This is a genomic window from Plebeiibacterium marinum, assembly GCF_026013615.1.
Classification (GTDB): Bacteria; Bacteroidota; Bacteroidia; order Bacteroidales; family Marinilabiliaceae; genus Saccharicrinis; species Saccharicrinis marinus_A.
The window spans coordinates 133046-148539 of the sequence record NZ_JAPDPI010000005.1; the positions used below are offsets into that span (position 1 = coordinate 133046).

Annotated in this window: 14 protein-coding genes; 8 read left to right on the top strand and 6 right to left on the bottom strand. The window is 36.7% G+C overall.

Going from position 1 to position 15494, the window contains the following annotated elements; translation table 11 throughout:
• Positions 1 to 34: 34 nt before the first annotated feature.
• On the bottom strand, positions 35 to 844 hold the full coding sequence (locus OM074_RS04245) for an aminotransferase class IV (RefSeq protein WP_301198046.1): 810 nt from the start codon (positions 842 to 844) through the stop codon (positions 35 to 37).
• Between the two features lie 110 nt (positions 845 to 954).
• Here OM074_RS04245 and OM074_RS04250 point away from each other — a divergent pair, with 110 nt between their 5' ends.
• The gene (locus OM074_RS04250; protein WP_301198047.1) at positions 955 to 1575 is read left to right on the top strand and encodes an IMPACT family protein; all 621 of its coding nucleotides are present in this window, start codon (positions 955 to 957) and stop codon (positions 1573 to 1575) included.
• 226 nt (positions 1576 to 1801) lie between these two features.
• On the opposite strand, the gene OM074_RS04255 is transcribed toward OM074_RS04250, so the two are convergent.
• Entirely contained in the window at positions 1802 to 3079 is a 1278-nt protein-coding gene (locus OM074_RS04255; RefSeq protein WP_301198048.1) for a replication-associated recombination protein A, read from the bottom strand.
• 269 nt (positions 3080 to 3348) lie between these two features.
• Here OM074_RS04255 and msrA point away from each other — a divergent pair, with 269 nt between their 5' ends.
• Positions 3349 to 3945, top strand: coding sequence for a peptide-methionine (S)-S-oxide reductase MsrA (msrA, locus tag OM074_RS04260; protein ID WP_301198049.1), 597 nt, complete (start codon positions 3349 to 3351; stop codon positions 3943 to 3945).
• A gap of 51 nt (positions 3946 to 3996) precedes the next feature.
• Here the strand turns inward: msrA and OM074_RS04265 are convergent, their stop codons facing one another.
• Both OM074_RS04265 and OM074_RS04270 read right to left on the bottom strand, forming a co-directional pair.
• Positions 3997 to 4542 carry a HEAT-like fold family protein gene (locus OM074_RS04265; RefSeq protein ID WP_301198050.1) on the bottom strand — a complete coding sequence of 182 codons (546 nt, stop codon included), beginning with the start codon at positions 4540 to 4542 and terminating at the stop codon, positions 3997 to 3999.
• A 209-nt stretch (positions 4543 to 4751) separates the two neighbouring features.
• The gene (locus tag OM074_RS04270; RefSeq protein ID WP_301198051.1) at positions 4752 to 5186 is read right to left on the bottom strand and encodes a nuclear transport factor 2 family protein; all 435 of its coding nucleotides are present in this window, start codon (positions 5184 to 5186) and stop codon (positions 4752 to 4754) included.
• 260 nt (positions 5187 to 5446) lie between these two features.
• Here OM074_RS04270 and OM074_RS04275 point away from each other — a divergent pair, with 260 nt between their 5' ends.
• Entirely contained in the window at positions 5447 to 7432 is a 1986-nt protein-coding gene (locus tag OM074_RS04275) for an OmpA family protein (RefSeq protein ID WP_301198052.1), read from the top strand.
• A gap of 444 nt (positions 7433 to 7876) precedes the next feature.
• On the opposite strand, the gene mazG is transcribed toward OM074_RS04275, so the two are convergent.
• Positions 7877 to 8653 (bottom strand): nucleoside triphosphate pyrophosphohydrolase, encoded by a 777-nt coding sequence (gene mazG / locus OM074_RS04280; RefSeq protein WP_301198053.1) that lies wholly within the window; start codon positions 8651 to 8653, stop codon positions 7877 to 7879.
• Positions 8654 to 8809: 156 nt separating this feature from the next.
• Between mazG and OM074_RS04285 the strand changes: the two genes are divergently transcribed.
• Positions 8810 to 9778, top strand: a complete 969-nt coding sequence (locus tag OM074_RS04285; protein ID WP_301198054.1) for a PhoH family protein — start codon at positions 8810 to 8812, stop codon at positions 9776 to 9778.
• Entirely contained in the window at positions 9775 to 10569 is a 795-nt protein-coding gene (locus OM074_RS04290) for an FKBP-type peptidyl-prolyl cis-trans isomerase (RefSeq protein WP_301198055.1), read from the top strand. Before OM074_RS04285 ends, OM074_RS04290 begins: the two co-directional genes overlap by 4 nt.
• A 120-nt stretch (positions 10570 to 10689) precedes the next feature.
• Here the strand turns inward: OM074_RS04290 and OM074_RS04295 are convergent, their stop codons facing one another.
• Positions 10690 to 11409, bottom strand: coding sequence for a hypothetical protein (locus tag OM074_RS04295; protein WP_301198056.1), 720 nt, complete (start codon positions 11407 to 11409; stop codon positions 10690 to 10692).
• A 372-nt stretch (positions 11410 to 11781) separates the two neighbouring features.
• Here OM074_RS04295 and OM074_RS04300 point away from each other — a divergent pair, with 372 nt between their 5' ends.
• The 3 genes from OM074_RS04300 (at position 11782) to OM074_RS04310 (ending at position 15118) form a co-directional block, all read left to right on the top strand.
• A complete protein-coding gene (locus OM074_RS04300) occupies positions 11782 to 12933 on the top strand; it encodes a carboxypeptidase-like regulatory domain-containing protein (RefSeq protein ID WP_301198057.1) in 1152 nt (383 codons plus the stop codon).
• Between the two features lie 136 nt (positions 12934 to 13069).
• A complete protein-coding gene (locus tag OM074_RS04305) occupies positions 13070 to 14185 on the top strand; it encodes a universal stress protein (protein ID WP_301198058.1) in 1116 nt (371 codons plus the stop codon).
• Positions 14186 to 14266: 81 nt separating this feature from the next.
• Positions 14267 to 15118 carry a hypothetical protein gene (locus OM074_RS04310; protein WP_301198059.1) on the top strand — a complete coding sequence of 284 codons (852 nt, stop codon included), beginning with the start codon at positions 14267 to 14269 and terminating at the stop codon, positions 15116 to 15118.
• The last annotated feature ends 376 nt before the right edge of the window (positions 15119 to 15494 follow it).

Genomic DNA, 15494 nt, shown 5'->3' on the forward strand with positions numbered 1-15494 from the left:
GTGTTATGAGTCTGTAGAGAAATATTCCTTTTCGCTATAGGCTATCCATTATTTTCTCCTCAATTTTTTGCATTAATCTTCTTAGCAAGGGGGTGTTTGTGTCAAACATTATACTGTCCACATTGCTGATGGGCAGTATACGAGGTGAAGTACCGGTAATAAATGCAGCATCCATCGTATTGAGCTGATCTGGTTGGATGCCTTCAAACTTTAACTCAATATTTTCGCTTAAAATGCATTCAATAACTTTAGATCGCATGATGCCTGGCAAAATAAAATGTTCAGCAGCAGTGTAAATACAGTTCTTCTGTATAAAAAAAACGTTGGAACGGCTTCCTTCTGTAATATGGTTATTGTGGTTGACAAGGAGAGCTTCAAAATGTCCGGACTCTTTAAGTTTTTGGATGGCTGTTTTTCTGGTTTGAGTGTTGTCAATTTTTAAATTAGGATTTTCTCTTTCTGCATATAGTAAAGTAGTGGATACCCCTTGGGAATACATCTCTTTAGTAGGATAGGAGGCAGGGATGTAATAAATATAACAATCAACAACTTCTTTTTTAGTAGCAATACACGATATCCTGATATTTCCATTGGGAATGGATTCCCTTTTGATTAGTTGTTGAATATCGTGAGTAATTTCATTTTTACTGAACGAAACCCTTTCAACAGCTTTTTGCAGGCTGTTAAAAAGGCGGGTTAAATGATCCATAAGAAATAGGGGAGTGTTCTGCTCCACCCTGAAAACTTCATATACAACAAAAAAATCAGGAGAATCACTGATTTGTATATCCTTCTCCGGAAATAGAATGTGGTTGTGGATGATATAGTTGCCCTGGATTTTCATTTTGTAAAATTTGTGATTTAATATTAATGTAAAGTAAGGATTTTTTTGAGTAGCAGGGGAGTTTTATTTAGAAAACAGGATTTTATTACATTTGTGGTTCAGATTAACAGATGATGGATCAGATTACAGACAAGTATAAAACTATAGCAGCGCCTTCGGAGGGTATTTATAAAGAAAAGGGGAGTAAGTTTATAACCTATGCCTATCCGGTGTATTCAGAGGAAGATATAAAAGAACATGTAAGTGCTTTAAAAGATAAATATTACGATGCACGCCATCATTGCTTTGCCTGGCAGTTGGGTGTTGATGGGAATAGATATAGGGCAAATGATGACGGAGAGCCTTCGGGTACCGCAGGCAAACCTATCCACGGGCAAATAAAATCGCATGAGTTAACCAATATATTGGTTGTTGTAGTCAGGTATTTTGGAGGTACCAAACTGGGGGTTCCTGGATTGATTCATGCATACAAAGAAGCTACTATTGATGCTATTAATAACGCTGAAATAGTTGAAAAAACAGTCAATGATATTTACCAGGTAAATTTTGATTATCTGGTAATGAACGACATCATGAAAATTGTAAAGGATGAAGATTTGCAGCTGGTCGATCAGCAGTTTGATCTTTCATGCACAATTGAATTTAGTCTCAGGCAATCGCAGGTAGAAAGAGTAGTTGCCAGAATGGAAAAAATAGATTCGGCAAAATGTGAGTACCTGCGGACAGTGTAGTTTTGTTCTGATTTCTAGGATAAATACGCTCTATCTAGTGCAATCTATTTCAAGTTACAAACTTGGGGAAATAGTTTTGTCATAAACAAATTGCCATGTGTTATAGTTGGGAATAAATGCTGTGTTTTCCTCCATAATGCTAAAAAGCCTTTTCCCTATCATTCCAACCTCTCTCATCCCTCACCCCTCTGCTCTTACCCCTTTGCCCTCAGCTCTCTGCCCTCATCTACCTATACCTCTTTTTCCAGAGCATTTTTAACCTTTCCAGAATTTTAAGTTCCTGAGCGTTTTTTTGAGGGGTGTATAGCTGTTGGTTTATGATCTCTTTGGGAAGAAATTCCTGTTCAACAAAGTTGTTTTCGTAATCGTGCGAATACTTATAATCTTTTCCATATCCCAACTCAGTCATCAGTTTGGTTGGTGCATTGCGCAGGTGTAAGGGTACCGGCAGGTTACCGGTTTGCCTAACCAGGGTCTGTGCCTTTTTAATAGCCAGGTAGGTTGAGTTGCTTTTAGGGCTGGTAGCCAGGTAAATCGCAGTCTGTGATAAAATAATCCTGCCTTCAGGCCATCCCACTTTATTAATAGCATCAAAGCATTGGTTGGCCAGTAGTAAGGCATTGGGGTTGGCTAGTCCAATATCTTCAGAGGCTGAAATAACCAACCTTCGGGCAATGAATTTAGGGTCCTCGCCACCTTCAACCATCCGGGCCAGCCAATAAACGGCACCATCCGGATCGCTTCCTCGTATCGATTTAATAAAGGCTGATATAATGTCGTAATGTATCTCACCGTTTTTATCGTAGGCCGATGGGTTTTCCTGCAGGCATTTGGTGACTTCATCGTTGGTTATTTTTATGTTGCCTTCAGGCTGGGCATTGATAACCAGTTCCAGGATATTAAGCAGCTTACGTGCATCACCGCCAGAAAACCGGAACAATGATTCATCTTCAGCAATCTCAATATTTTTCTCTTTTAAAACAGGATCTGTGGTTAGTGCCTTGTTGAGCAGTTCTTTTAGATCTTCCTTTTCAAGCGATTTTAATACATAAACCTGGCATCGCGATAATAGTGGTGAAATAACCTCGAATGATGGGTTCTCAGTTGTAGCTCCGATTAACGAGAAAATACCTTGCTCAACAGCTCCCAGTAAGGAGTCTTGTTGCGATTTGCTAAAACGGTGGATTTCATCTATAAATAAAATAGGTATGGGACTATTGAAAAAACGTGTTTTTTTGGCTTTTTCAATAACCTCACGCACATCTTTAACTCCCGAATTAATAGCCGAAAGTATATAAAAAGGCCTGTCGAGCTGTTTTGATATAATTTTGGCCAGGGTTGTTTTGCCCACTCCCGGAGGTCCCCATAAAATAATGGAGGAAATTACTCCTGAATCAATCATCTTACGTAATACCGCATCTTTACCAACCAAATGTTTTTGTCCGATGTATGTTTCAAGGGATGCGGGTCTTTGCCGCTCTGCCAGTGGGGGAAAACTGCTCATGTATCTAATTTGTTAATCGAAAATTTTAGCGTCCCAAAATTACAAATAGCAATCGTAATTCAAAGTAAAAACTTAGGTGGAATACTTTGAAATTTCATGAAGTAAATTGTGCAGGCCTTTTGCAATCGCTTGTTAATAATCTTGAATCTCGTATACTTGTGTCTTTATAATTGATCCTTCTGGTTTATCCAGGTTAGTTGTTTGCAAAACTAATTGTACAGTTTATTTGTTATAGGTATTATTTTCTTACCATTGCAATCAGAAACAAGATGAAGAGTTTTATAGTATTAATTTTTACAACAGTTATAATAAATATGAATACCCAATCGCAAAAAAGAGAAGTTGCCACACTTGGCGCAGGTTGTTTTTGGTGTGTGGAGGCTGTGTATGATCAACTAGAAGGGGTTGTTTCTGTTGAGTCAGGATATTCCGGTGGAAAAACAGAGAATCCTACTTACAAGGAAGTTTGTACCGGAGAAACAGATCATGCCGAAGTTTGCCATATTACATTTGATCCGGAAGTGATATCGTTTGGTGATATTTTAACCGTATTTTGGAGTATACACAACCCAACAACGCTTAATCAACAAGGGGGCGATATTGGAACCCAGTACCGCTCGGTGGTGTTTTATCATTCCCGGGAGCAAAAAGAAACTGCTGAAAAGCAAATAGCGCTGATTTCGGAGCAGAAACTATATCCTGATCCTATTGTTACAGAAATAACTGCTTTTACAGTTTTTTATCCTGCCGAAGGTTATCACCAGGAGTATTTTAGTAATAATCCCAACCAACCTTATTGCAGGATGGTAGTGGGGCCCAAGGTTGAGAAGTTTCAGAAGCTTTTTAAAGATCAATTGAAGAAGTAATGTGGAGTGGGGAGTTGGAAGAGGTGAGTTGTATGGGTGTACCCCTGACCTCTATCTTCTACCTTCCATTTTTTTCAGTATCTTTTTTGCCCTGCTTTTAAAGCCGGCTGTGTTATTTATGATTTGTTCTTCAAGTATCAGTTTTAGTTCGGTTTTTAATTCCGGATAGGTTTGCGTGGCATTATATAGTATTTGCATGCAGTGGGCCTTTACGGCAACTGCAATTTTTTCTGAAATTATCCAGTCTGTACAGGTGTTAATCGTTTCACCGGTTATCAGCCCTTCAATATCCGAAAAAGATAATATTTTAGTAAAATGGCGTTTCACTCCATCTGATTTTATGGAGGGGAGTTGGTTGATTATGTCTTTTAAGTAGGGCTTAATAAGGGTAGGGTCTTCGTGAAAAATATGCTCAAAAATCCAGGCAGCTCTCCATTGTAGCTTTGGTTTTACATCGTAAATGAGGTGGTATAATGATTCTATTGAATCCGGGTTTTGAGTAAAGGACTTAGCCAGTTCTACAGCCCTTTGTTTTCCCGGAATCGTATTGAGCTCTTCTTTCAGGTTGGTTAAATTATTAATGGGATTTGAATTCATTGAGTCCTGCAATTTTTATTTACAGCATCAAATATAAAATAAAAACCGGGTCCAATAAATTGAATCCCGGCTTTTGCTGATTTTAAGGAGTTTTGCTTGTCAGTAGTAATAATGTGGTTCTGAAAATTGTTTCTTTATTACAGGTGGAACAGGAGGCCTGTTTGCCTGCTATTCCATGCTTTAATTTTTAATGAGCGCTAAAAATAATATTAAGTCTCTTCTGGTTCAAAGGCAATAGACATATGGGATTGCACTATCTTCCAGTGATTATCAATTCGCTTCATTACCCCGGTATGCCTAAAGCCTTCAATCCTAAATGGCTCTCCCTTAGTTTCCAAACAAGTGTCAATAAGTTGAGAGTACCAAGCCAATCCGCACTTGCTTTCGATGCTAATATTGGTGTTTTTAGCTGTTATTTTCATTCCTTTTCTGAGCTGAATCATTTTTTTCATATAATTGAAAAAAGGTTTCCATCCAATCCAGAATTCATCCACATCTGTTCCAATGTTTACGGCTTTGTTATCATGAACAAAGCAAGATGCAAACAATTCAATATCGCCGGATTCTTGAGCTTCGAGCATGTTTTGCAACAAGATATGGGTTTCTTTGATTTCTACATCAGGTATAACTGCTGTGTTTTCCATGATCTCCGGTTTTTAAAGGTTATTAGGTTGTTAATAGTGGCAGCAAGAAAAAATAGTGTGTTGGTTTACCTGCACTTGCTCCCTTTTAAATAATATAGGGTTGTGGGGTGTGTCAGTTTCTTGCAACAACTAAAAAATGTAACCGTCTTATTTAAAGTTACAATAGTTCATACACTATGTCAATATTTTTACAAATAGATTTTTATTATTGGTTTAAATATTACATTTGTCTTACGCTACATTTAAAACATAATCATTCTGTGAAAACTACATTTAAAACAATCAATTGTCTGTTGTGTTTATTTGCCCTATTATTTTTTGTAAATGAAGTACAGGCTCAAAAACTAAATACCAAGTCAAAAAAGGCAGTCTCATTATATAAAAAAGCCAGTGATTATTTTGGAAGTGACCAGTTTGATAAGGCCATAGAGCCATTGCAGCAGGCTATTGGTAAGGATGCTGACTTTTTAGAGGCTTACCTGTTGCTTTCGGAAGTTTACTTTGAACAAGAGGATTACAAAAATCAGGCAGAGATGCTGAAGACAGTATTGAGCAAGGATTCGTCCTTTTATGTATATAGCTATTACAGTTTGGGTATAGCCTGTTTTCATATGGATGAATTTGATGAGGCGGTAAAATGGTTTGAAACCTATTATAGAAAAACCAGGAGTGAAAAATCAAAGCAGAAGGCAGAGGATTGGATCAGCAAAACACTCTTTGCCAAATTGGCCAAAGAAAACCCTAGAGAGATACATGCTGTAAATCTTGGGCCAGGTGTTAATAGCGAAAATAACGAATACTGGCCAAGCATAACTGCTGATGACCAGACCCTGGTATATACGGTGTTGGTACCCCGCGATTCGGCCTTGGTTAAAAATGTTGTGGGGCCTTCAATGGCTAATCATTTTCATGAGGATTTTTACCGCGCGGTTAAAGATAATTCAGGGGAATGGGGGCAAGGAATCGCACTGGGTTCTCCAATCAATACAATAAGCAATGAGGGCGCTCAGAGCTTGTCTTCTGATGGTAACTGGATGTTTTTTACAGCGTGTGGGAGAAGGGATTCCAGGGGGTCATGCGATATATATTTTAGTAAAAGAACCCGGAATGGCTGGAGTACACCTGTAAATATCGGACCTCCGGTAAATACTCCATATTGGGAATCCCAGCCTTCGTTTTCATCAGATGGCCGTACCTTGTTTTTTGCCAGCAACAGGGGAGGAGGAAAAGGTAAAAGTGATATATGGAGGGCAAAGCTGTTAGGATATAAATCAGATGGTACGCCTTTTTTTGGTAAACCAGAAAACCTTGGCGAAAAGGTTAATACCCCTTTTGAAGAGGACTCCCCATTTATTCATCCTGATAATCAAACCTTATATTTTTCATCCAATGGATGGTCGGGAATGGGGAAAAAGGATATTTTCTTATCTCGAAAAAATAAGGCAGATCAATTTGTTGAGACTGTAAACCTGGGGTATCCGATAAATTCAACTGGTGATGATGTTGGCTTGGTGGTTACAGCTGATGGGACTAAGGCTTATTTTTCTTCAGAAAGGCTGGGTAAATCCTATGGGGGAAAGGATATATATAGTTTTAATATGCCTGAGGATATTCGTCCCCAGCCGGTTTCGTATGTACAAGGAAGAGTGTTTGATAAAAAAACAGGAAAGCGTTTGCAGGCTGCTTTTGAGTTAAAGGATGTGGATACAAAGAAAATGGTGGTTCAGGCCTCTTCAACTGATTTTTCCGGAGAATTCCTGATCTGCTTGCCAGCCGGAAATTCCTATGCTTTAAATGTGGTTAAGGAGGGGTATCTGTTTTATTCAGGTCATTTTGATATGGAGGACGAGAATTCGGTGAATGATCCGTTGGTGATGGATATTTATCTGAAGCGAATTCAGGTTGGAGAGCATGTGGTTTTGAACAATGTGTTTTTCGAAACAGATTCCTATGTGCTCCGTTCGCAATCAGAAGTAGAACTTGATAAGATTGTTAAATTCTTAAGTCAAAACAGTACGGTTAAAGTGCAGGTATTGGGGTATACGGATAATGTAGGTTCTGAAGGTTATAATCTTGAATTGAGTAATAAAAGGGCTCAACAGGTTTATCAATATTTTATTGATGCTGGTATCTCAGCAAACCGTTTATCCTTTAAAGGAAAGGGTATGAGTGATCCGATTGAGTCAAACGATACAGAAGAAGGGCGTGCCAAAAACCGAAGGACAGAACTAAAAATTGTGGAGTAAAGATGAATATTTAAATAATACCCCAACACCTTTGTTTGTTGCGTGTTGGGGCTGTTTCAAAAGTTAATATTTTTCTAAGTTAACAGATCGTTAGATTTTAGATTAGAGATAAGAGACTCATTTACAAGATGCTTAAAATCAGATTTTTACCTAACTTAAGTTGATTTTATTAAATATCTCATAATCTTACACTTATAAAAAACTAACGAACTATTGTAAGTAGTATCTGTAAGAAAACATCTGTTTTGTGGTGAAACCCAATCGCTCACCCCTCGTCCCCTAAAGGGGAAGCCTCTAGCACTGTGCGGGTTGGGATAAAATTGAGTTTTCTTGCAAGTGCTAATTAGCTTACTCAATAAGTCATAATTATTATGCATAATACTTTTGATAGTGGCAAAATTTTTCCCTACTCACCTTTCACCTTTCACCCTTTCACCTTTCTCCCTACTCATCAAACTTCTTTGCCTCATCCCAAATAGCATCCATTTCTTCAAGCGACATATTTTTTAAATCAAGGCCTTTCTTAATGGTTTGCTTTTCCAGGTAATTAAAGCGACTGATAAATTTCCGGTTGGTACGTTCCAGTGCATTTTCCGGGTTTACCCCATAAAGCCTGGCTGTATTGATGATAGAAAACAATAAATCTCCAAATTCAGCTTCAATTTTATCCTGATCTGCGTGTTGAATTTCTTCTTTAACCTCATTAATCTCTTCCTGAACCTTTTCCCAAACCTGTTCTTTATGTTCCCAATCAAAGCCAACTCCCCTGGCTTTATCCTGAATCCGGTTGGCTTTTACAAGGGCAGGTAAACTCTCCGGAACACCCTCCAGAACAGATTTATTACCTCCTTTTTCTTTGAGTTTTAGTTTTTCCCAGTTTTCTTCAACCTCCCTGGAATTGCTGACTTTTGTGTCGCTGAAAATATGAGGGTGTCTGTATATTAGCTTTTCGTTTAACGAATCAATAACATCTTTCATGTTAAAATTCCCTTTTTCATCTCCAATTTTTGCATAAAAAACAATATGGAGCAATAAGTCGCCCAGTTCCTTTTTTAAAGATTGTTGGTCATTTTTAATAATGGCATCGGCCAGTTCGTATGTTTCTTCAATAGTCAGGGTTCTTAATGATTCATTGGTTTGCTTTTTGTCCCAGGGACATTTTTCCCTGAGTTCATCCATGATATGGAGTAATTTTTTAAATGATTCAAGTGTATTTTGCATGGTGAATTTTGTTTTTATTATAGATCAGATTAAGGGCTGTTCCTTATAAAACTAATGATCTGTTAAAAAGAAAATCAAAAGTAAAAATAAACAGGTAAACTCACTCGGAATCATGCAAATTTGTTTTAATTTGCAGCACCAATACGGACAAAATATATGATTGAAAAACTAATTTATCTTGAATCGGTCGATTTAATAGAATTCCTTGGAGTAAAAAATGTAAAGCTTGATATTATAAAAAATAAGTTTCCTAAACTTCGTATCATAGCAAGGGGTGATTGGCTCAAGGCCATGGGCGATGAAGAAGAGGTGGCTCACTTTGAAGAAAAAGTGCATTTGTTGCTCGATCATTATAATGAATACAATGTATTAAGCGAGCATTCGATTGTTGAAATCATAGATAGCGGAATGCCTGGCAGAAAGAGGGAGATAGATGATGTTATTTTATATGGTGTAAATGGAAAGCCCATTAAAGGACGTACCCCCAACCAGCAGTTATTTGTTCAGGAATATGACCGTAATGATTTGATATTGGCCATAGGCCCCGCCGGATCGGGTAAAACCTATACTGCAATAGCTCTTGCTGTCAGAGCGTTAAAGCGACGAGAAGTGCGGCGTATTATTTTGAGCCGGCCTGCAGTGGAAGCAGGGGAGAAGCTTGGTTTTTTACCCGGCGATATGAAAGAGAAAATAGACCCGTACCTGCAGCCATTATATGATGCCCTTCAGGATATGATACCTGCAGCCAGGTTAAAGGATTATATGGAGAATGGAACCATTCAGATTGCTCCTTTAGCCTATATGCGTGGCCGTACCCTAAATGAGGCCTTTGTTATATTGGATGAGGCTCAAAATACTACTACCAATCAGATTAAGATGTTCCTTACCCGTATGGGACAAAGTACAAAATATGTGGTTACCGGTGATGTAACACAAATTGATCTGCCCAGAGCAAATATGTCAGGATTGGTGCAGGCCATGAAAATCCTTAAAAATGTAAAGGGGATCAAAGTAATCAACTTTAATGTTAATGATATAGTTCGCCATCCATTGGTTCAGAGGATTGTGGATGCATATGATAAGCATGATAAAAAAAAGGAAAATAACGAAAAACAAAGTATATGAAGAAGTTAATGCTTTATGTAAGTATCCTGCTTACATTTTTTGCTTGTAGTAATGATGATGAGAAGTCGAGCCTTGATGAAATACGTGAATATTTAAGTGCCAGTAATATCAGTGGAGTTACAGAAAGCCCTTACGGGATTTTTTATAAACATATTCAGGAAGGAGAAGGAGAAACGGGCTTTGATTTACCTGCTCAAAGCGCCACTTTTACGTATAAAATTTATGATTTGTACACGGATGAGTTGTTGGGAAGTAGTGATGTGCCGGTAAACTATAACCTGGATGAAATATCATATGGGATACAGCTAGCCATTTTATACATGAAAGCAGGAGGGGTGTCTGAATTTTATATACCTTCAGAATATGCTATGAATACAGGTAATATAAGGATGGAGGTTGATTTACTTGGTTTGTCGGAGGATTATCTTACCAGCGATGATAAAATTCAGTACTATTTTAAGTTGAATGATATTACAGATACTATAGCTGATCCGAGCGGGGTGTATATTAAACATTTAGAAGAAGGAACCGGAGAAGTGGCCGGAGCATCAATAGATCAGGTAACCGTTACTTATGTGGGCAGTTTTATGAGTAATGGGGTTGTATTTGATCAGTCGGCCTCGGCGGTGACTTTTACATTGGATAAATTAATTGAAGGTTGGCAGATAGGTATCCCGTACATGAAAAAAGGTGGTAAAGCGCAGCTGTTTATCCCATCAGAATTGGGTTATGACGATGGTCAGGAAAGGATTTTTGAAATTACCCTGGAAGATTTTACCCTAAAAGAATAATGCCGGTTAAGGCAGATAAAAAAAGAGGGATAAGTCAAGTTGATTTATCCCTCTTTTTTTTATCTATATGTCTAGTTCTGATTTATTTACGAATTACCGTAATAGAAATATATAAATTGGTTAGTAATGTCCCAGTTCTTTGGCAATTTTATCAACGTTTTTGTTTTTGTTTGGGTCAATGGCTTTATTTGAAGCATTAGCCGAAAGCAATTCTTTTCTTAATTCAATAAAATATTTCGAAATAGACTCTATTTTATTTTTGTTTTCAACAAGCTGTTGTTCAAACGAAATCAGCTTTTGTTTATTTGTGTCGTACTCTTTTCTTAATGATACATTAGAAGAGCTTAGGTTTGCATACTTTTCTTTTTGGGCTTTAAGCTCATTTTCAAGTTTTAAAAACCTTTCTTTCGATAGTTTCAGCGCGTACCGAATACTGGCCGTGTCTTTGGCTAACCTGTATTTATCGGCTTTTAAGGCTTCTAATTCGGAAGTAACAGATAATGAGGTTTGTTTCTGTGATTTATATTTACTTAAAGTTTCTTTTAGTTCATTTTTTAATTGATCGTTTAAATCAGACAATTGCGTAACCTTTACCAATAAATTGCTCATTTCATCAGATTTAACAGCATTGCTCAGATGGAGCTCGTTTTTCATTTTTTCAAACTCTGAAATCATTGAGTTCACCTTGTCGTTTAAGGAGCGGTTTTCCTGTTTTGTTGTTGAAAGTTCTTTGCTTAGTTTAGAATTGCGGAGCATCGCAGCATCATATTTCTTTTTGGAAACCACACAGCTACTTAAAGTTAACGATAGAATAATTGTAGAGATAAATATTTTTTGCATTGCAACAGAATTAATTCAGTTTGAAATTCGTTATCAAAAGTAACAAAGTTTTTTAAAATAGTTTCTGTAGTACAGCTCTTCTCACACAAAACTCTTTTTAATAGAATTGTATGGGTCAAATATGCACCTGATAGGGGACTGATACAACATTGGCACATACATTCTTCAGATATCCTCCACTATTTCTCCACAATAAAATACCAATCAGTGAAGCAGTAGTGAAGAAATAGTGAAGGAATAGTGGAGAAATAGTGTTGAAATTGCAAGTACTTTCAGTAGTTGGTTCCTATTTGGTGCGAAGCAAAGCAGATAAATCATTCTTCCTTATTGTAATATTATTTATAAATTAGCCACTCAAAATAATATTTTGGTATGATGACACTGATAAAAAATATAAACCTGCTGCTGGCTGTTTTATTTGTATTTGCAAATTCTATTGCGGCCCAGAATTTCACAGTAAAGGGCGATGTGGTAAATGCAGAAACAAACCAGGCTGTTGAATTTGCAAATATTGGTATAGAAGACACTTATTTGGGTACAGCATCAGACATTGATGGGAAATTTGAAATTCAATTATCACATGCGCTTGAAGATAAAATTGTTAGAATATCGGCGGTAGGATACAGGGCAAAATCATTTTTTGTTAAAGATTGGGCTGATATTAGCTATGTAAAGATACAGTTGGTTCCAATTAAATATGGTTTGTCAGAGATTGATATTAAGGCCAAATCAAAGGTGGGGTATGGAATTGTTAAAGCAGCATCAAACCTCATTGCTGAAAATTATATGGTTAAGTCGCATACCTATAAATGTTATATCAATACAGCCGGAACAAATAGTTCTTCGGTATCGCAGGTTTTTTTGTTGACTGATAAAACTGGTTATAAAACCAGGTCGTTTACTGATGCTTTTCAAAACAGAAACTATAAGATTATAGAAAACTCTAGTGATAAAGAGCCTCAATCTTTTTCGCAGGGATTGACGATGATTGATCAGGTAATTAATTCAGATATAGCCCGTTGTGCAGGAAATGTATTGTCGGTTGAAAGTGTAAATGATTTTGAGATTGAGGTGTTGGGGGCAGAAGTGATAAACCAGGATTCCGTTTGGGTAATAAGTTATGACTGTAAAAAGCCAAATATGCAAAATTGTGGTGACCCGGATGCATATTATTATTCAGGCAAGCTTTGGATAACCATTAAAGATAATGTGGTTCTAAAAAACACAAGTGTACTAAAGCGGAAGCATAATTTTGTACATGGAAATGATTTTAGTGTTCCTGCAGATGTTCCTGCAAAGGAGGTGACTTACCAAGTTGAAACAACTTATAGAAAAGATGGAGGTAATTATGTGTTGGATGCCGTTGATTATAGATATTCTGTAAACAGCAGTGTTCAAAAGTTGTTTTTAAAAGTTGTTGATGTATTGCCATTTGATGGATCCATTCAGGGGCGTCAGTATTTTAATAACGAGAAATACAATACCTCTTTTTGGCAAAACTTTAAAAAGCCGGTAAAACAATAATTCTAATTGAGTTAAAGTGATGATTGAAAGTGGTTTTGTCTGTAAAAATCATTTTTGGTTTAGTTCATTCTCCAAATTGGATTTTGTGTAAATTATTTATTAAATTATAGTCAGGAAACATTTAAATTCTTTGGCTATGAAAGATAAGATAATAACACTGGCTACATTAACCTACGAAAAGGCCCATTTAGTAAAGACTTTATTGGAGAATGAAGGCATCGACTGCTTCTTGGAACATATTAATCTTATCCAGGGAGCTGTATCTTCAGGAGTAAAAGTAAAAATCAGCGAGATTGATTTTGAACAAGCTATGATTGTATTTGATTCTATCCGCGAAATGGATTTTGAATCAACACATAAGGAATTTGAGTTGGATAAGAATATTAATATTTTGGTTCCGGTCGATTTCTCAGAATATTCAAAAAAGGCTGTAGAGATGGCTTTTGACTGGGTTAGCAGGTTGAAAGGGCGGCTGACAATCTTCAATTCATTTTATTCACCGGTAAGTTCAGGTTTGCCATTCAGTGATTCCTATGTTTATGATGTTAACCTGGATGAATTGAGCCATGATCTAAAGGAGGAGAGTGAAAGCAGGATCAAAGAGATTGAAGATGAACTCAAGAACCGTTTGAAAGAAAAGAATATTGAAGGAGTGGTTGTTGATTCGGTCATCAGGAGGGGGATAGCTGAGCATGAAATATTGGGATACAGTAAAGTTCATGAGCCCTCTGTTATAGTTATGGGTACCCGGGGTGCCGATAAAAAGGCAGTAGACCTGATTGGCAGCGTTACCGCCGAAATTATTGAATTGGCAAAATGTCCTGTTCTGGCTGTACCTGAGAGTTTTAGTTATTCAGGAATTGATAATATAAAAACCATAGGGTATTTGTCTATTTTTAGCGATGCTGATTTTACTGCATTAGAAAAGTTGAAGCAAATTGTGGATCCTTTGGGAGTTAAAATAGTGTGTTGCCATATTTCAACAAATGGTGATCTGGAGAAGGATACTGTGAAAATGGAAGGGCTGCGCGACCATTGCCGCAAAAGGAAAATTGACGATAATATTGAATTTGAAATTATATCAAATGAAGATTTTTTAGTTGGGATTGAAAGCCTTGTGCAATCTAAAAATATAGATATATTATCGTTTACTACATACAAGCGAAATTTGATCACCCGGTTACTAAATGCTTCGGTTGCTAAAAAAATGCTATTTCATTCAACAACCCCTTTGTTGGTATTTCATGCATAATTTTATATTTTTAGCGTTGTTATATAATGATTTGCCTTAATGGGGATTAACCGGTTTGTTTTAACTTTTTATTTGTCATTTATGTTTTTGGTTTGTTTTACAGGATATGGCTACGGGCAATATCTTGTAAAAGGAACTGTATATATTCGCGATGGGAAATCAACAAAAACTTCATTGCTGATTGAAACAAATTCAAAAGAGATTAAAGTGCCGGTTGACCTAAACGGAAATTTCACCACTTATTTAAATTGGGATACCAACTATAAACTGTATTTTGGTAAAATGGGTTATGTTACCAAATGTGTGGAATTTTCGACAATAGTTCCGGATAACGTGTTGAAAGGAGGTATTTATCCCTATGAAATTTTAGTGGAGTTGTTTCCGCAGTTTCCAGATGTGGATACTGTTTTTTTTAAAAAACCGGTAGCAAAAATCGGTTATTCAAAAAAGATAAATGATTTTGATTATGATCTGGATTATCAGTTAAAGGTTCAGTACAAAATAGACCAAACCAAAAAGGATTATTATAGCTGGTTGGAAAGAAAGAATAATATTCCGGTTTTAACAAAAAAGGAAATAGACAGGATCCAAAAAAAGGAGGTTGTTCATTATCAGAAAACAGCTGAAAGCTCCAGTCTTGCTATGGCAGAGCCACAAAAAACTATTTTAAAACCCAGCCCCCCTGCTAAAAGGTATGAAGATCCTTTTGGTTTGCCGCCGTTAAAAGCTCAATATAAGGAAGGAAAAACTGTTGAAGTTTATCAGATGAAAACAAAAACGGTGAAGCGCGTAATCATTAAAATTAAGGAATATCAAAAAGTGTATTTTGAGGTAAAGCATAACTGGGGAGGGCATTATTTCTTTGTTCAAGAATCACCAACCTATATCAGGAGCATCTCCAGGTATAACTTCGATAAATCCACAAAAGATTAATATAGTGTAGGCAAGCAATAGATCGTTAGATTTTAGATAATAGACATTAGACTGATTTACAATTCGCTTAAAATCAATGAGATAATAACTTTGCCATAAATTATTCAATGTATTTAGAATCAGTATATTATAAAATTTTAACGAACTAATGGGCAAGAAGACTCCAATAATAAATAAAATCACAATCGCTCACTCCCTGAGAGCTTATCTTCTGAAATTCCAGCCTAGTTTGGGTTGTAGGACTTTCTTTTAGTGTCTAACCATTTTTATAGCTTCGCATACTTGTTTCACCATTGACCTCGTCTGGTGAGTATAAAAACAAGGTTTTCTTGTTAATGCCTGTTAAATGTCATGTTTTTCTTTTGGTCAATAGATT